This is a genomic window from Massilia sp. 01N410 (assembly GCF_056399665.1).
Genome location: NZ_JBFTRV010000023.1, coordinates 25,282 through 42,824, shown reverse-complemented (window position 1 = coordinate 42,824; position 17,543 = coordinate 25,282). Strand labels below are relative to the sequence as shown.

The window sequence follows — 17,543 nt, the reverse complement described above, 5'->3', positions numbered from 1 at the left end:
GATCAGAAGTGGTATTCGGCGCGCACCATCGGCGTGCTGGCGCGCTGGCCGCGGTTGCCGGTGGTGGCCGCGGTGTTGCCGAACTTGTTGTTCCAGAACTGGTATTCGAGGCCGACGCGGAAGCGGTTCTTCGGCTGGCCGAAGCGGCTGCCGAGGTCGTACATCAGCTGCATGTCGAGATTGGTCTCGGCGCCGGTCCCGTTGCCGACCTCGTCGCGGCCCTTGGCGGCGATGTAGTTCAGGTAGCCTTCGAAGGACCAACCCGGCATCCAGCTCTCCGGCACCGGGATGCCCCAGCTGGCCGAGAACATCGGGTGGTAGTCGTAGGTGTAGCGGCTGCGGACTTCCGAGATCGGCGGGAAGGCGCCGCTCGGCGCATTGCTCTCGCGGAGCAGCAGGATGCCGGTACTGAGGAAGCCCGGCACGTCCCACATCAGGGTCGGGCCGGCCACCAGCATGCGCTTGCGCGAGTTGTAGCCGACGTCGTTCTTGGTGTTCCAGTCGAAGCCCAGCACCAGGCCCAGTCCCTTTACCGGGCCGTAGGCGATCGGTGCGCCGCGCAGGGCGCCGATGTCGAGCGTGTGGCGGTAGACGATATAGGCTTCCTGCGCGCCATCCCGCTGGTTCAACGAACCAGGGTCGTTGCTGTCGGACTGCAGCAGGTCGAGGTTGAAGTAGTTCGAGCCGTACTTGTAGCCGCTGGCGTGGGTCAGCGCGAAGATGTTCTTCTTGATGTCGGAGGGGTTGAAGGGCTCGCGGAAGCGCTGGCCATAGCGCCAGCTGATCGCCGTGTCGCTCCAGTCGGCTGCGGCGGCCGGCGGCGCCACGCTGGCCGCCAGGACGGCAACCGCGGCAACTGTGGCGGCCAGGGACGCGGCACTCGTACGTTCACTCATTGTTTTTCTCTGTCGGATGGGTTATCGGCAAGCCGGGTTGACGCTAGTGTAGCCGGAAGCCGCCCCTGCCGGCAGGGGCCTGTGGCGCGCGCGCCGCAGAGTCAACGAAACTATGCCTCCGATCCGGCCAGGGCCAGGCCGCCGCTCAGGCTCCAGGCCTCGGCATGGCCCAGGCGCTGCAGGCACAGCGCCGCCCGCGCGCTGCGGTTGCCGCTGCGGCAGACGAACACCAGCGGGCGCCGCGGCGCCGCCAGCAGCTGGCCCAGGTGTTCGGCCAGGCGCGACATCGGCAGCGCCTGCGCCGCGCGGCCCTGCAGGCGCATGCCGCCGGCTTCCAGCTCGCAGGCTTCGCGCACGTCCACCAGCAGCGCATCCTCGTGGCTGCGCAGGAAGGCGTCCAGCTGCTGCGGCGCCAGCTGGCGCAACTCGCCGGCAGCCGACCCGGCATGCGCCGCCTCCAGCATGGTGCAGGGTGCGCCGCCGACATCGGCGCCGTGGCACAGCACCGTGGCGCCATCGATCAGTCGCGCCAGCTCCCGCGCATCGGCACCGTCCATCGCGATCCCGCCGACGAAGGCCAGGCGCACCGCCGCCGCCTCGAGCCGACCTTCCTGCGCCCGGCCCAGCAGATAGGCGGCGCCGCGCCCGTCCCGGTCCGCCAGGCGCACCAGCACTTCGTCGCCCAGCGCGAGCGCCGGCGCGGCGCTGCCGTCGGCCAGGGTCACCACGCCGCCTTCGCGCGGCCAGCCGAGGGCGCCCGGCTCGCCGGCATCCAGGCCGAGGCCTGCGCGCAGCACGGCGCGGGCGTCGCCGTCCGCGCCGCCATCCGTCCCCAGCACGGCCAGGGTGCGCAGGTGGCTAGCGCGGATCTGGGCCGCGATCCGCGCCGCCATGCCGGCCGGCGGATCGATCGCCACGCAGGCTCCGGCTTCCAGGTTGAACAGGATCCAGCCGTGACGTCCCTCGCAGCTCACCTGCAGCAGGCCGCGGCGCTCGCCGCTGAGACTCGACGACGCCAGTGCCGGACGCCGCGCCGCCTGGCCGCAGCGGCGGATCCGCGCGCAGGCTTCGTCGATGAATTCCTCGGTCGCCAGCGGTCCGAAGGACAGGCGCACGGCGCCGCTGGTGCGCCACGCCGGCAGGCCCATCGCTTCCAGCACATAGCTGGGCGCGGCCTTCGCCGCCGAACAGGCGGAACCGGCGCTGACGCGCATGCCGGCGGCGTCGAACAGGTCGAGCAGTTCCTTGCTCGCCATGTCCGGCACCGCGAAGTTCAGGGTGGTCGGCAGCGCCAGTTCGAAGGGCGTGTTGAACACGATGCCCGGAAAGGCATCAACCAGGCTGGCCGCGACCCGGTCGCGCATCGCCGCCAGTTCGGCGTGGCCGCGGAAGGTGCCGCCCTCCTCCAGTGCTTCCAGCACGGCGCCGAGCGCCGCGATGCCGGCCATGTTCTCGGTGCCCGAGCGCTGGCCCGCTTCCTGGCCGCCGCCGATGATCAGCGGCGTGTAGGGCGTGCCCTCCTTCACGTACAGCATGCCGATGCCCTTCGGCGCATACAGCTTGTGGCCCGAAAAGGGCGCGTAGTCGATGCGGCTGTTGGCAAGATCCAGCGGCAGCTTGCCGAGGGCCTGCACGCAGTCGACCATCCAGAACGCGCGCGGCGCACGCTCGGCCAGCACGGCGGCGATACGCTCGAGGTCGGAGACGGTGCCGGTCTCGTTGTTGGCGGCCATGGTGCAGACCATCGCCGCGCGCGGCGCCAGTTCGCGCAGCAGGTCCAGGCGGTGGCGGCCGGCGCCGTCGACCGGCAGCGCGCACAGGGTCAGCCTGGTACCGAGCAGGCGGTTCCAGTGCACCAGGCTTTCGGACACCGCCTTGTGCTCGGTGGCGCCGTAGATCAGCAGATCACCACAGTCCTCGCCCGCCGCACGCCGTTCGCGGATCGCGCACAGCGCCGACAGCACCGCGGTCTGGATGCCTTCGGTGGCGCCGCTGGTGAACAGCACGCGGCCGGCGCCGGCGCCCAGCACGCGGCGCGCACGCGCACGCGCGGCGTCGAGGATGACCTTGGCGCGGAGGCCGGTCGCATGGCTGCTGCTCGGATTGCCGAAGCAGGCCTGCATCGTCTCCAGCGCGGCGCTGGCGGCGGCCGGCAGCACGGGCGAAGTGGCGTTGGCGTCGAGGTAAATATCGTGGCTCATGAATAACAACCGAAAAAATTGCTAAAAACAAAAAATAATATGCACACAACGTGCCATAGTTGAGTAATATGTTACGGACTGACGCAGAATAAGATGTACTAAAATTCCTTTGTTTTCGCTGAAAAGAAGAACTGGCATTCTCATTCTTACTGCATAAGAGAAATGAACTCACTCGACAAATACGATTGTGCGATTCTGGCCGCCCTGCAGGCGGACGCCACCCTGTCGATTTCCGGTTTGAGCGAGAAAGTCGGGCTGTCCAGCACCCCCTGCTGGAAGCGCGTCAAGCGCCTCGAAGAAGAGGGCTATATCGAGAGCCGCGTCAGCATCGTCAACCGCAACAAGGTCGGCTTGCCGGTCACGGTCTTCGTCAGCGTGCGCGCCAAGGAGCACGACGAAAAGTGGCTGGAGCGCTTCGCCTCGGCCGTGATCGCGCTGCCCGAGGTGCTCGAATTCCACCGCATGAGCGGCGACGTCGACTACCTGCTGAAGGTGGTCACCACCGACATCGAAGGCTACGACCGCTTCTACAAGAAGCTGATCAAGACCGCCCAGCTGGCCGGCGTGTCCTCGGCCTTCTCGATGGAGCAGATCAAGTGCACCACCGCGCTGCCGCTGGAACTGATTTCGCACGGTCTCGCTGCCTGAACTGAATCATGCGATGATGGCGCCCGTTGGAACATAACGGAGACTAGGTAATGCCATCGAAATTCAAGATTGCGCCGCTGGCGCTGGCCGCCGGCATGATGACGCTCGGCGCCGCCGCCGCCGCCCAGGACCAGCTGGTGCGCATCGGCGTGAGCGGGCCGCTGTCGGGCGCCAATGCCTTCGCCGGCAAGGACAACGAAAACGGCGTGCGGCTCGCGGTCGAGGAACTCAACGCACAGAAGATCAAGGCGGGCGGCAAGACGCTACGCTTCGAGCTGATGTCCGAGGACGACCAGGGCGACCCCAAGGCCGGCGTGAACGTGGCCCAGAAATTCGCCGACGCCGGCGTCAAGTTCGTGCTCGGCCCCTACAACTCGGGCGTCGCGATTCCCGCCTCGCGCGTCTACAACGATGCCGGCATCCTGATGTCGACGGTCGGCACCAACCCGAAGATCACGCAGTCGCGCTACCCGAACGTGTTCCGCATCGTCGCCAGCGACAACCAGGTCGGCGGCTCGATGGCGGCCTACGCGGCGAAGGAACTGAAAATCAAGACCGTCGGCGTGATCGACGACCGCACCGCCTTCGGCCAGGGCATTGCCGACGAATTCGCCAAGCAGGCGCGCGCTTCCGGCCTGGCCGTGGCCGGCCGCGAGTTCACCAATGAAAAGGCGAGCGACTTCTCTGCCATCCTGACCGCCTTCCGCGCCAGGAAGGTCGACGCGATCTTCTTCGGCGGCTATGCCCCCCAGGGAGCGCCGATGGCGCGCCAGATGAAGCAGCTCGGCATGGGCGGCGTCCGCCTGCTCGGCGGCGACACCCTGTGCAGCCCGGAGATGGCCAAGCTGGGCGGCGACGCCGTCGGCGAGAACGTGCTGTGCGCCCAGGCCGGCGCCATGCTGGACAAGCAGCCCGGCGGCCCGGCCTTCAAGCAGCGCTTCAAGCAGCGCTTCCAGCGCGACCCGGACGTCTACGCGCCGGCCTTCTACGACCAGACCATGTTCATCGCCCAGGCCATCAAGAACGCCAACACGGTCGACGCGGCCGCGGTGAGCAAGCTTCTCCATACCATGAGCTACCAGGGCGTGGCCGGCACCTACGGCTATGACCCGAGCGGCAACCTGAAAAAGACGGCCGTCACCGTCTACACCTTCAAGAACGGCGCCCTGGCCCCCCTGGCCACTTATTAAGAAGACCCCGTAAAGACTGGGCCGCGGGCGGCGACAAGCGTATCCTTGTCGCCGCCTTCGTTTTTATTCCGCACACAAACCGCACATGAAACAGATCCTGAAGCTGGGCGCGATCGCTTGCGCCGCCATGCTCGCCTGCGCTCCCGCCGGCGCGCTCGAGCCGAAACCCATCGCCGCCAAGACGGCCGCCGCCAGCGCCGGCGCCGAATCCCAGCGCCTGAACAAGCTGGCCGACGACTACTGGGATGCCGAAGCGCGCTTCGACCCCATCATGGCCGGCGAGGCCGGCGACAACCGCTTCGCCGACCAGATCGGCATGTCGATCGCGCCGCAGAACCGAGCCCGCCAGTTCGCCCTGTACAAGGACTACCTGAAACGCCTGCACGCGATCCGCCGCGACGCCCTGCCCCAGCGCGACCAGACCAGCTACGACATCCTCGACTACGAGCTGAAGACCGCGCTGCGCCTGGAGCCCTTTCCCGAGCACCTGCTGCCGCTGAACCAGATGGACAACGTCCCGGTCGAGCTGGCGAACTACGCGAGCGGCCAGGGCGCACAGCCGCTCAACACGGTGAAGGACTACCAGGCCTACCTGAGCCGCCTGAACCAGCTCGGCCCCTGGATCGACCAGGCCATCGCCAATATGCGCGAGGGGATGAAGCGCGGCGTCACGGCGCAGAAGGCGGTGATGGTCTCGACCCTGCCGCAGATCCGGCACCTGGTGGCGGCAAAGGCCGAGGACAGCATCTATGCCTCGCCGGTCAAGCACTTCCCGGCCGGCTTTTCAAGCGCCGACAAGGCGAAACTGACGGCCGCCTACCACGACACGATCGGCGCCAGGGTCAACCCGGCCGTGAAACGCCTGGCAGACTTCCTGGAGCACGACTACCTGCCGGCCTGCCGCACCAGCACCGGCTACGACGCCCTGCCGCAAGGGAAGGACTGGTACCTGGCGCGCGTCGCCAGCCAGACCACCACCGACCTGACCCCGGAGCAGATCCACCAGACCGGCCTGAAGGAAGTCGCCCGCATCCAGCAGGAATACGCCCGCATCGGCCCGCAGATGGGCTACACCGGTCCGGCATCCGGCCTGCCGACCTGGGTCTCGGAACAGCCGAAGTACACGCCCTTCAAGACCGAGGGCGAGATCATCGAGGTCTACCGCAAGCTGAACACCGAGCTGAATCGCAAGCTGCCGAAGCTGTTCTCGCTGCGGCCGAAGACCCCGCTCGACATCCGCCTGGAGCCGGAACTGACGCGCGCCACGGCCTCGGACCACTACACCCCGCCGGCGGCGGACGGCTCGCGTCCGGGCGTGTTCTGGACCGTGGTGAACGACCCGGCCAAATACAGCGGCCCCGGCATGGTCACGCTGTTCCTGCACGAAGGCCAGCCGGGCCACCACTTCCACATCGCCCTGATGCAGGAGCTGAACCTGCCGAACTTCCGCACCTTCGGCGGCAACAATGCCTTCACCGAAGGCTGGGCGCTGTACGCCGAGACCCTCGGCACCGAGATGGGCCTGTACGGCAAGCCGGAAGACTGGTTCGGCCACCTGAACGACGAAATGCTGCGCGCGGTGCGCCTGGTGGTCGACACCGGCATGCACGCCAAGGGCTGGAGCCGCGAGCAGTCGATCAAGTACATGCGCGAGACCCTGGGCTATCCGGAAGCGCTGGCACGCAGCGAGACCGAGCGCTACATGGCCTGGCCGGCACAGGCGCTGGGCTACAAGATCGGCGCCCTGAAGATCCAGGAACTGCGCGCCCGCGCCGAGAAGGCGCTGGGACCGAAGTTCAGCCTGCCGAAGTTCCACGAGATCGTGCTGGGCGAGGGTACGCTGCCGCTGGCGCTGCTGGAGAAGAAGGTGGATCGGTGGATTGCGGAATCCAAGTAAACATATGAACTGTCGTTCCCGCGCAGGCGGGAACCCAAGTTTGCATGCGTATCGATAGCTCGTACAGAACTTGGGTCCCCGCCTTCGCGGGGACGACGGTATTTAAGATCGCGGGAACGACGGTTTGAACGTCGCGGGTCGACGCGATTATTTTTCCGGCGCCACGCGCCACACCACGCTGCCCGCATCGTCCACCACCAGCAGCGCCCCATCCTGCGCCACCGTCACCGCCGCCGGGCGGCCCCAGACGTCGCGGTCGCTCAGCACCATGCCGGTCATGAAGTCCTGGTACTGGCCGGTCGGCACGCCGTTCTTCATCATCACGCGGACCACCTTGTAGCCGGTGCGGATGCCGCGGTTCCACGAGCCGTGCAGGGCCACGAAGATGTCGCCCTCGTACTCTTTCGGGAAGGCGTGCCTGGCGCCCGCCGGAGCCTGGTAGACCACCATGCCCAGCGGCGCCGAGTGGGCCTGGATCAGGGTGTCGGGAATCGTCACCTTGTCCTTCAGGTCGGGGCGGATGCCCTTCAGGCGCGGGTCTTCGTGGGCGCCCAGGTAGTACCACGGCCAGCCGTAGAATCCACCCTGCTTCACGCGCGTCACGTAGTCCGGCGGCAGGTTGTCGCCCAGTTCGTCGCGCTCGTTCACGCTGCAGTACAGGTCGCCCGTCTGCGGGTGCACCAGCATGCCCACGCAGTTGCGCAGGCCGTTGGCGAAGGAACGGCGGTTCTTGCCGTCGGGGTCGAAGGCCAGCACCGCGGCGCGGTCGGTTTCTTCTCCCCAGGCGGCGCCCAGGCCGTGCTTCGCTTCCCACTGGGCCAGCGCCTCGGGCGGCTTGGGTCCGATGCTCGAGGCGATGTTGGTGGCCGAACCGACCGACAGCAGCATCGTTCTATCGTCCTTCGAAAAAGCCAGCGTGCGGGTGACGTGGCCGCCGCCGGTATCGGCGATCTTTTCGACCACGGTTTCCGGCTCGCCCTTCGCCTTCAGGTCGCCGGCCGAATACGGGTAGCGCACCACCGAATTGACGTTGGCGACGTACAGGTATTTCGGGTTCGGACCGGACGGCCACAGCGCCAGGCCGTAGGGCCGCGACAGGCCGCCGGCGAACACGCTCACGGTCTCCACCTTCTCGCCGCCGCTGCCGGGGCGCAGGATGCTGACCTGGCCCTTGCTCGCCTCGGAGACGATGATGTCGCCGTTCGGCGCGCGCAGCGCCAGGCGCGCCTTGCCGGTGTCGCCGGCGAACACGGACACCTTGAAGCCTTTCGGCACGGCCGGCATCGCACCGCCTGGACGCGCGGCCACCTTCGGACCGTTGCCGGCGCTCTCGCTGGCGAAGGGCGCCGCCAGCTTGTCGGCGGTGACGTGATGCAGGTCGCCCGGCTTGTCATCAAGCCAGCCGCCGGCGCCATCGATCACCTTGCCCTCCGCCGCTTTCGAGGCCATCGCCGGTGCCGCCGCCTTGCCGCTTTGCGCGGCCAGGTAGCCGATCACGGCGGCGCGCGCCTTCGCATCGGGGATCCCGATCGGCATCGCGGTACCCGGCACGTCCCTGGTCGGATCGCGCAGGAAGACGTCGAGCTCTTCGCGGGTCCAGGTCTTGCCGGCGGCGCCGGCCCTGGCCAGCGCATCGGTGTAGTTATAGCCGGGCACCGCGCCCGCCTTGCGGCCGACCACGTTGTACAGGCCGGGACCGGCGCGCGAACCCAGCTTGGGATCGACCGTGTGGCAGCTGGCGCAGTTGCGCTCGAAGTAAGTCTGGCCGGCCGGGGGCGCGGCTTGCGCAGCCCCGGCGGCCAGCCAGGCCAGCGCGGCGACCTGGGCCGCGAGGATGGTGCGATGCATGTTCTTCTCCTTGTTGAATCCGCCAAATAATAGGCGCAATATTGCCAGAACAATCAATAAAAGGAGGCGCGGATGGAAGGAAAACTGCTGGCGTGTGCGCTGCTGGGCGTGACCATGCTGGCGGCCCTGCCGGCCGCGGCCCGGGAAACCGCGCAGGCGCCGGAGCAGGAAGCCTTGCGGCAGCGGCAGGCCGCCCGGATGGCGGACGGCTTCGCCCACCTGCACGGCTTCGGCGAGGGCGTGGCCGCGGCGCTGGCGGCTTCCTCGTCCGCCCAACGCACCAGGCGCGTCGAGGGCTTCAACGGCAAGCTCACGCGCAAGACCTACCGCCAGCCCGGCATCGAACTGACGACCGAGTCGGGCGGCGGCAATACGTTTCCGGGCTCGCTGGCGATCTCGCGCGCGGGCTATCCGCTGCCGCTGGGACTGCACATCGGCGATCGGCGCGGCGCGGTCGAGGACGTCCTCGGCGCGTCGGCCAGCGGCGGCGACACCCTGGTCCTGAAGCGCACCGAGGGTGAAGGCTGCGCCGATCCCATCACCCTCACCTTCCGCGACAAGGTGCTCGCCCGGGTCGACTGGGCCTGGGAGAGCTGCCAGGACTGAGCCGCTTCAGTCGATCATGAACACCGGATAACGGCGCCACTCCGGCTCACGGTAGCGCGCGCAGTGGGCGAAGATGAAATCCAGCACCGCGTACTGGTCGGACAGCTTTTGCGGGTTCAGCTCTTTCCACTCCGCGAACCTGGCGGCCAGCTCCGGCTCGTCGCGCAGCAGCTTCTCGGCTTCGTCCTCGAACACATAGTCCGAATAGGCTTCCTTCTTCTCCAGCACGCTGTTGAAGAAGCCCCAGCGGAAGAAGCTGTCGTGGCCCAGTGGCTCGAGCATCTCGACCGCGTAGCGCGCATTGTCCTGGTCCAGCGGCACGATGTAGTCGCCGGCGCGGACGGTGACGGTGGCGCAGCGGCGTTCGAGCTGGACGTCGTCGTGGAACATGTGGCCTTCGTAGGCATGCGGGCGCGAGCTGACCGACTTGATGTGGTAGCAGGCCAGTTCCTGCTCGCGCTCGGCCTCGACGCGCTCCATGCGCACGCCGTTCCACTGCAGGCGTTCGATCACTTCGCGCCACTGCTGCGGCACCACGTAGGCGCGCGGCGCCCACACGACGACGTCGGCAGGGAAGCGGTTGAAGTAAGGGATGTCCTTCTCATACGGCGCGCTGCGGTCGTACCACAGGCGCTGGTAGTCGCCCAGCACGCTCTGCTTGTATTTCGCGGCGTAGCCCTTGAAGCGGAAGCTGGACGGATTGGCCTCGTCCATCGCCCAGTGGATCGGCCACTCGCGGCGGGTGCGGCCCTCATCCTTGGCGGCGCGGCGCAGCTGCACGATTTTGTCGCCATTCGCGACGGTGAAGCCGAGCGCCGTCTCCACCAGCGCGCGCATCGAGTGATAGCGGTCGGCGAAGGGCTTCAGCATGTGGGTCTCGGGCATGAAGCCGATCGTGTGGTGCAGGGCCGCGTAGCCGGTCGAGAAGCGCGGCGTCTCCAGGAAGTCGGCGATGCCGTCGTCCGGGCTGTCCTTGACCGGGTTCACGTAGGGGCAGGTCGGCCAGCCGCGCCTGTCCATCTCGGCGAACATCGCCGGCACCATGGTCTCGCGCAGGAAGTCGCCCAGCTCCCCGCCCAGCTTGTCGGCCTGGGTCTGGATCAGGGTCATGGTGTAGCTGTAGTCGGCGCCGTTCGAGGTGTGGGTGTCGACCATCACGTCCGGATCCCAGGCCGTGAAGAACTCGTTGAACACGCGCGCGGTGAGGGTGTCGCATTTCACGAAGTCGCGGTTCAGGTCGAGGTGGCGGCTGTTGCCGCGGAAACCGAACGACTCGGGGCCGTCCTGGTTCACGCGCGAGGTATCGTTGCGGTTGAAGGCACCGTCGACGTTGTACAGCGGGATGAAGATGAACACCGTGCGGCCGAGCGCGGCCAGGCGTTCCGGCTCCTGGCAGAAGTCGCGCACCAGGGCCATGCAGGCGTCGACGCCTTCCGGCTCGCCCGGGTGGATGCCGTTATTGTTGAAGAACACCGGACGCTTGTCGCGCTTGATCTCGAAGCGGTCGAACACGCCGTCGGCGGACACCACGCCGGCATGGATCGGCACGCCCGCATCCGAGGTGCCGATCTGGCTGAAGCGCAGCACGCGCGGGTAGCGCTTGGCGAGCTCCTCGTACCAGGCGATGCAGTCGGCCCAGGTGGTGGTCTGGTTCTGGTTGCCCTTCTCGAAAGGCGTCTTCAATTCATTGGACATGGTCGTGGCTGCTGGTGATGGTGATGGTGATGGTGATGGTGATGCGAAGACCGCTAATGTACCTCAGTTGCGCCGCCGGCCGCCTCGTGCAGCGGCAGGGTGATGGCCAGCGTGGTGCCGCGCCCTGGCCGGGACCGCACCCGTATCCTGCCGCCGACGGCAAACACGCGCTCGCGCATGCCGATGATGCCGATGCCTTCCGAGGACAGGGCCGGATCGAAGCCTTCGCCGTCGTCGCCGACCTCGATGTGCAGGGCATCGTCGGCATCCGATAGCACCAGGCTGACGTGGGCGGCCGAGGCATTCGCGTGCTTCATGATATTCGACAGCGCCTCCTGCACGATGCGGTAGGCGGAGATCGCCAGCTCGTTGTTCAGGCGCGAGAAGTCGCCCTCGGTATGGAATTCGAAATCGATGCCCGAGCTGGACCGGTAATGGCTGACCATCTCCTCGACCGCGCCGTGCAGGCCCAGCATGTCCAGCACTTCCGGACGCAGGCGCCGCACCAGGCGCCGGCCGTTGGCGTACAGGTCCAGCGCCAGCCTGGTAATGGCCTGGGCCTTGGCGCCGATCTGCTCGACTTCCGGTCCAGGCACGGCCTTGCTTGCCAACTGCTGGATGGTCTGCGATTCCAGCCGCACCGCGATCAGGGAGGCGTTCAGTTCGTCGTGGATCTCGACCGCGATGCTCTTGCGTTCGTCCTCGATGATGTTGTTGACCTTCTGGATCAGCTTGCGCTTGTCGGCGTCGGCGCGCAGGGCCTCGTTGCGCGATTCCAGCAGGTCGCGGGTGCGCTCGGCCACCTTGTTCTCGAGGTCCTGCTTGGAACGGTCGAGCGCCACCGACATTTCGCCGATCGAGGCCTGCAGTTCGCCGACCTCGCCGCCGGTGGTGACCGGCAGCTCGACCCGGTAGTCGCCGCCGCGGATCGCGCGCAGCACGGCGATCGCCTCCTGCAGCGGCACCGTCAGGCTGCGCGCCAGGAAATAAGCGAGTAAGCCGCTCGCGACCAGAGCCAGCGCCGCCATCGCCAGTTCGATGCGGAAGCGCCGCAGCTGCTTGGCCATCATGCTGGTCGGCGACATCGTCACCCTCACCCGCCCCACCACCTCGGTGGTCAGGGTCGGCGGGCGGGTGTCGCTGGAGGCGGAGACGTGCGGCGTGCCGTTGTCCGAGAACAGGTTGAGCCACACCACCTGCTTGCGGATCGGCGCCTCGAAGGAATGCGGCTCGGCCTGGATCGGATGTTCGGAGACCACGCTGACGGCATTGCGGCCATTGGTGTCGACCACGTCGATGCGGTAGACGCTGCGGTCCGACTGCACCAGGCCGTTGATGGTCAGGCGCAGGTCGGACAGGTTGCCGGAGATGACGTTGTATTCGCTGGTCTCGGCCAGCGCGCGCGCCAGGATGCGTCCGCGCTCGGCCAGCTCCTCGTCGACCTGGGCGCGGTGCGAATACCAGGAATACCAGACGAAGGAAGAGAACAGCAGCGCCACCGGCAGCATGGTGATGAAGGCCATGCGCAGGCCGATGCTCCAGCCGCGCCAGAAGGACAGGTAGCGCATCATGGGCGGCGCGGCGGCGCCGGCCTGGAGAAGCCGCGCACCTCGTCGCTGACCGTGAGGTCGAGCGAACGCGCCACGCCTTCGTTGACGATGGTGCGGAAGTAGCGCGGGAACTGCGGCGGCGCCAGCTCGCCGCCGGCCACATAGGCGCTAGCGAGCTCGGCCACCTGGGCGTCGATGTCCTCGATCTCGGAATAGGTGGTGGCCAGCGCGCCGGCCTTCACCATGTCGCTCGAAAAGCCGATCACGCCCTGCTTGTGGCGGTAGGTCGAGAGCAGGATGTTGCGGATGCTCTCGGTGCTGTAGACGGTGCTGTCGGGCAGGGCCAGCAGCACGTCGGTCTGGGCGATCTGGTTCAGCAGGCGGTTGATGTCCTCGCCGCCGGCGTCCAGCACCGTCACTCTATCCGCTTCCAGCGCGGGGCGCATGAAACTGGTGTCGGCGCCGAGGATGGCGGCCACCCGTACCGGCCTGCGGTACAGCAGCGCGGCCAGGCGCAGCTGGTCGGCAGGCGAGGGTTCGGCATAGACGGCGGTGCTGGCGACCGGCTGCGCCCCGCCCTGCGCGGCCTTGGCCATGATGGCGCGGTACACCTGGCTCGAGGTGAAGGCCGAGATCACCACGCAATCGCAGCGCTTCGACGCCACCTCGCGCAGGGCCGCCGGACCGATCGCCACGTACAGCATGCGGCGGCGCTGGGCCAGCTCGGTGCGGAAGGTGGAGAAGATCGGGACCAGGCGTTTGTACAGGTCTTCGGTGATGCGCTGGGTGATGGCGCTGTCGTCGGCGGTGACGAACTGGAAGCGGAAGCCCTGGGCGGGTTCGTGGGTGGGTTTGGCGGCTTGGGCGGTGAGGCTGAGCGCTGCGAGGATACTGGCTACGAAAATCAACTTGGAGCCTCGCACGGCGAGGCGCCTTCGCGGGAACGACGAAGTGCGGGCTGCGGTCGCCCCGGTGGCCTGCTGCCTTAAAACGTCGTCCCCGCACAGGCGGGGACCCAAGTTCCTCAGCATATCCCTTACGGCTCGATCAAACCATGCTTCACCGCCAGCTTGGTGATATAAGCCTGCCGATGCACCCCCAGCTTCTCCTTCACCGACTGGCTGATATTGCTGATGGTCTTGGTCGACAGGTTCAATCGCTCGGCGATCTCGTTGTTGGTCAGTCCCTCGGCCATCAGCTTGAAGATCTCCAGGCTGCGCTCGTCCAGCATCGACTGCGGCGAGACGTCGCCGCGCACCGCCAGGCTGGCCAGGCGCTCGGCGATCTGCGGCAGGAAGTACAGCTTGCCGGCGTGGGCTTGGCGCACGGCCTCGGCCAGGTCGGCCGGGTCGCAGTCCTTGGTGACGAAGGCGTGCGCGCCGAGGCGGTAGGTTTCCTTGATCAGGCTGTCCTGGTCGAACTGGCTGAGGAACACGATCTTCGCCTGCGGATCGGCCTTCAGGATGTTCTGGGCGGCGTCCATACCGGTCAGCTCGGTGCCGAAGCGGATGTCCAGCACCGCCACGTCGGGTTTCTGCTCGGCGTACATCGCCTCCGCCTCGCTGGGCGACTTGGCCTGGCCCACCACTTCCATCCCCTGCGCGCCAAGCGACATGGCGAAACCGGTCATCACGATCGGGTGGTCGTCCGCCAGCATCACGCGGATCGGCTTTTGCTCTTTCTGCATCGTCTTACCATTCTCTGGCATGTGAATGGTGTGATTATTCCATACAAGGACAGCAAGGCCAACGAAGGAAATTGATGAAACGAATGGAAGAAAATTTGCCAAGAATTAGCTTTACACCTTGCTATGACATAGCATATATTAATTCCATAGCTTAGCCAAACCGCTTCATGTCCGATAACAACAAGGAGGATGGCCATGCATTTCTCTTACTCGAACCATGCGAATGGCAGCAAGGCCAGCAAGTTCGCGCTGGTTGCCGGCCTGCACGTGGCGCTCGGCGCCCTGATCGTCCATAGCCTGGGCACCCGGCATACGCTCTCGATCCTGCCCGAGCAGGTATTGGTGATGCTCGAACCGGAGCGCCTCGAACCGCCTCCCACGCCGCCCGAGCCGCCGCAGCCCACGCAGCAGCTGGCGCCGCCGGAAGTCGTGATCCCGAAGCTCGAGGTCGACGTCGCCCCACCGCCCGATCCGGCGCCGGTGACGGCCACCACCGAGGCCGAGCCCTCGCCGCATCCGTTCACGCCGCCCGCGACCGCCTCCGAAGCGCCGCCCGCCGCCAACGCGAACGCGAATGCGAACAGTGGCCAGATGCGCACCGCCGTATTCGCCGACGCCAACAGCTGCGCCCTGCCCGATTACCCGGCCAGCGCGGCCCGCAACGGCGACACCGGCACCACCACGCTGGCCCTGCTGGTCGGTACGGACGGCCGCGTGAGCTCGGCGCGCATCCAGCAATCGAGCGGCTCGCGGGTGCTGGACCGCGCCGCCCTCAATGCGCTCAGCCTGTGCAAGTTCAAGCCGGCCACCAATAACGGTGCGCCGGAAGCCGGCTGGGCCCAGATGGCCTATGTCTGGAAGCTGGACTGAGCCCGAAGCATCAAGCGTCCCTTCGCCCGCCCCCTCTCCTCGAAGCCTGGCGGGCTTTTTTTCGCCTGGAGAAGCAATGTCATCCCGTGAATCCGTCCTGCCCGCCGCCGGGGTCCAGGGCCTGGCCGCCGCATGCCTGCTCGGCGCGCTGCTGGCCTGGCTCGCACTGGCTCCGCGTCACCTGCCGGCGCCGCCCACCGCCGTCACGGCGTCCGCGATGCCCGGGTTTTCCGCCATCCGCGCCCAGACCCACGTGCGCGAACTTGCGGCGACGCCGCGTCCGGTCGGCAGCCAGGCCAACCAGCAGGCGCGCGAGTACCTGCTGGCCCGCCTGCGCGCACTCGACCTGGAGCCGGAAGTACAGACGGAGACGGTGCAGACCTCCTCCTCCGACCTGACCGCCAACGTGCGCGTGACCATGGCCGAGGTCCACAACGTGATCGTCAGGAAGCCGGGCGTGCTGTCCGGCCATGCCGGAAGGCCGGCGGTGCTGGCGGTCGCCCACTACGATTCCGGCAGCGACTCCCTGGGGGCGGCCGACGGCGCCGCCTCCAGCGCCGCGCTGCTGGAAACCCTGCGCGTGCTGCAGGCCGGGCCCGCGCTCGACAACGACCTGCTGGTCGTCTTCACCGACGGCGATGCCGGCCAGGCCCTCGGCACGCGCGGCTTCGTGCAGTCGCATCCCTGGGCGCGCCGCGCCAGGGTCGTGCTGCGCTTCGATAATCCCGGCAACCGCGGCGCCCTGCAGCTGATCGGCGCCGACCGCGCCGACTCTTCGACGCTCGGCGATTGGGCGGCGGTGGCGCCGGATCCCCAGGGCTCCTCCTTCATGAGCGAGCTGTACGCCACGCTGCCGCATCACGAGGGCGCGGCCCTGCTGGCCGGTCCCGATCCCGATCACGGGCCGGCGGTCCTGCACTTCGCCACCACCGCCGGACCGCTGGGCGGGGGCGCCTGGGACATCGCCGAACGCCTCGACCGCGCCAGCCTGCGGCACGAGGGCGACACCATGCTGGCCCTGCTGCGCCACTTCGGCGCCGCCACGCTGCCGGAACCCGGCGCGCGCGGCCAGGTCTTCTTCGCCCTGCCCGGCCTCGGCATCCTGCACTACGGCTATTCCCTGGTGTGGCCGCTGACCTTGCTGGCCTGCCTGCTGTGCATAGCCGCCTGCCGCACCGGCATCCGGCGCCAGAACATCGACGTCACCGACATCGTGCAGGGCGTCTTCGGCATGCTCGCGATGGGGGCGCTGGCCACCTTCGCCGCCTGGCTGTGCCGCGAAGCCCTGCCCGGCCTCGCGGAGCGCTACGATGCCGGCCTGCTGGCCGACGGCGCGGGCCTGGCCGCCACCGTGCGCTGGCAACTGCTGGCCTTCACGCTGGTCCCGCTGACCGTCTTCATCGCGCTGCAGCGCAGGCTGCAGGCGCGGATCGGCGCCGCCGCCGCGCTGCTGGGGGCGATGTGCCTGCTGGCCACGGCGCTGGCCGTCGTCAGCTGGTTCGCGCCGGGCGCCAGCTATGTGCTGGCCTGGCCGCTGCTGGCGTCGCAGGCGGCGTATCTGGTGCTGAACAGCCGCCGCACCCGCGCGTGGACGGCGCCGCAGCGGCTGGCCGCCATGTTAGTGGCCGCGGTGCCGGCCGCGCTGCTGATCCTGCCGGCGGCGCGCGACAGCCTGCTGTTCCTGTCGCCGGCCTGGCTGCTGCTGCCCTGTGCCCTGGTGTGCTGCCTGCCGGCCCTGTGCGGCCCGCTGCTGGCCGGCGTCGGCGCGCGCCTGGTGGTGCGCCCTTTGCTGCTGGGCGTGTGCGCCTGCCTGCTGCTGGCCCACCGCGGCGGCACGCTGCGGCCGGAGCTGCCGCAGCCGAACCGGCTGCTGTATTTCAAGGACACCCCGAGCTGGCAATCCTTCTGGCTGTATCCGCCGGTGCCGCTCGATGCCTGGACCCGCAAGTTCTTCCCCAACAGCCTGCACCCCGACCAGCTGCCCTATCTGTTCCCGCCCGGTTCGCCCTCGGTATGGTATGCGGCGGCCAAGCGCGACGACAGCATCGCCTACCCGGACCTGCTGATCGAAAAGGACGTACGCGGCGGCCCGGTGCGCCACGTGGAAATCCGGCTGCGCTCGAAGAACCGGGCGCCGGCGCTGATGCTGCGCATCGTCGGCGCCGACAGCCTCAAGACCAGCGTCAACGGCCGCGTGCTCACGGCCAGCCGCTACCGCGGATGGCGGCTCGACCTGCACGGCATGCAGGACCGCGAGCTGCACTTCGCCTTCGACCTGGTCGGCGATCCCTTCTTCCTGGTGTATGTCCAGGAACGCATGCCGGGCCTGCCGGAACGCGACCTGCCGCCGCGTCCCGCCGGCATGCTTCCGCGCCTGCTGCCGCAAACCGCCACCACGGTCTCGTCCGACGTGCTCCTGTTCCGCTAGAATGGCCGGGCTTCTGCTTTGTAAATC

At 67.9% G+C, this 17,543-nt stretch carries 13 protein-coding genes; 6 read left to right on the top strand and 7 right to left on the bottom strand.

The window, feature by feature from the left end:
• Positions 1 to 2: 2 nt before the first annotated feature.
• Positions 3 to 896 carry an outer envelope protein gene (locus AC1DOP_RS23500; protein ID WP_442124154.1) on the bottom strand — a complete coding sequence of 298 codons (894 nt, stop codon included), beginning with the start codon at positions 894 to 896 and terminating at the stop codon, positions 3 to 5.
• 110 nt (positions 897 to 1,006) lie between these two features.
• The gene (locus AC1DOP_RS23495; RefSeq protein ID WP_442124153.1) at positions 1,007 to 3,097 is read right to left on the bottom strand and encodes an aminotransferase class V-fold PLP-dependent enzyme; all 2,091 of its coding nucleotides are present in this window, start codon (positions 3,095 to 3,097) and stop codon (positions 1,007 to 1,009) included.
• A gap of 162 nt (positions 3,098 to 3,259) precedes the next feature.
• Here AC1DOP_RS23495 and AC1DOP_RS23490 point away from each other — a divergent pair, with 162 nt between their 5' ends.
• The 3 genes from AC1DOP_RS23490 (at position 3,260) to AC1DOP_RS23480 (ending at position 6,832) form a co-directional block, all read left to right on the top strand.
• Complete coding sequence (locus AC1DOP_RS23490; RefSeq protein ID WP_442124152.1) at positions 3,260 to 3,745, top strand: Lrp/AsnC family transcriptional regulator; 486 nt, start codon at positions 3,260 to 3,262, stop codon at positions 3,743 to 3,745.
• Positions 3,746 to 3,795: 50 nt separating this feature from the next.
• On the top strand, positions 3,796 to 4,935 hold the full coding sequence (locus AC1DOP_RS23485) for a branched-chain amino acid ABC transporter substrate-binding protein (RefSeq protein ID WP_442124151.1): 1,140 nt from the start codon (positions 3,796 to 3,798) through the stop codon (positions 4,933 to 4,935).
• Between the two features lie 85 nt (positions 4,936 to 5,020).
• The gene (locus tag AC1DOP_RS23480) at positions 5,021 to 6,832 is read left to right on the top strand and encodes a DUF885 domain-containing protein (RefSeq protein ID WP_442124150.1); all 1,812 of its coding nucleotides are present in this window, start codon (positions 5,021 to 5,023) and stop codon (positions 6,830 to 6,832) included.
• 147 nt (positions 6,833 to 6,979) lie between these two features.
• On the opposite strand, the gene AC1DOP_RS23475 is transcribed toward AC1DOP_RS23480, so the two are convergent.
• Entirely contained in the window at positions 6,980 to 8,680 is a 1,701-nt protein-coding gene (locus tag AC1DOP_RS23475; protein WP_477253677.1) for a PQQ-dependent sugar dehydrogenase, read from the bottom strand.
• A 72-nt stretch (positions 8,681 to 8,752) separates the two neighbouring features.
• On the opposite strand from AC1DOP_RS23475, the gene AC1DOP_RS23470 reads away from it, so the two are divergent.
• On the top strand, positions 8,753 to 9,286 hold the full coding sequence (locus AC1DOP_RS23470) for a hypothetical protein (RefSeq protein WP_477253675.1): 534 nt from the start codon (positions 8,753 to 8,755) through the stop codon (positions 9,284 to 9,286).
• Between the two features lie 6 nt (positions 9,287 to 9,292).
• On the opposite strand, the gene AC1DOP_RS23465 is transcribed toward AC1DOP_RS23470, so the two are convergent.
• The 4 genes from AC1DOP_RS23465 to AC1DOP_RS23450 all read right to left on the bottom strand — a co-directional run bounded on the left by AC1DOP_RS23465 (position 9,293) and on the right by AC1DOP_RS23450 (position 14,218).
• Entirely contained in the window at positions 9,293 to 10,981 is a 1,689-nt protein-coding gene (locus tag AC1DOP_RS23465) for a M14 family zinc carboxypeptidase (RefSeq protein ID WP_477253673.1), read from the bottom strand.
• A 53-nt stretch (positions 10,982 to 11,034) separates the two neighbouring features.
• Complete coding sequence (locus tag AC1DOP_RS23460; protein WP_477253671.1) at positions 11,035 to 12,552, bottom strand: sensor histidine kinase; 1,518 nt, start codon at positions 12,550 to 12,552, stop codon at positions 11,035 to 11,037.
• Positions 12,549 to 13,439 (bottom strand): hypothetical protein, encoded by an 891-nt coding sequence (locus tag AC1DOP_RS23455; protein WP_442124145.1) that lies wholly within the window; start codon positions 13,437 to 13,439, stop codon positions 12,549 to 12,551. Before AC1DOP_RS23455 ends, AC1DOP_RS23460 begins: the two co-directional genes overlap by 4 nt.
• Before the next feature lie 128 nt (positions 13,440 to 13,567).
• Positions 13,568 to 14,218 (bottom strand): response regulator, encoded by a 651-nt coding sequence (locus AC1DOP_RS23450; protein ID WP_442124144.1) that lies wholly within the window; start codon positions 14,216 to 14,218, stop codon positions 13,568 to 13,570.
• A gap of 195 nt (positions 14,219 to 14,413) precedes the next feature.
• On the opposite strand from AC1DOP_RS23450, the gene AC1DOP_RS23445 reads away from it, so the two are divergent.
• Positions 14,414 to 15,088: an energy transducer TonB gene (locus AC1DOP_RS23445; RefSeq protein WP_477253668.1), complete on the top strand. Its 675-nt coding sequence runs from the start codon at positions 14,414 to 14,416 to the stop codon at positions 15,086 to 15,088.
• Positions 15,089 to 15,164: 76 nt separating this feature from the next.
• Entirely contained in the window at positions 15,165 to 17,516 is a 2,352-nt protein-coding gene (locus tag AC1DOP_RS23440; protein ID WP_477253666.1) for a M28 family peptidase, read from the top strand.
• Positions 17,517 to 17,543 lie beyond the last annotated feature (27 nt).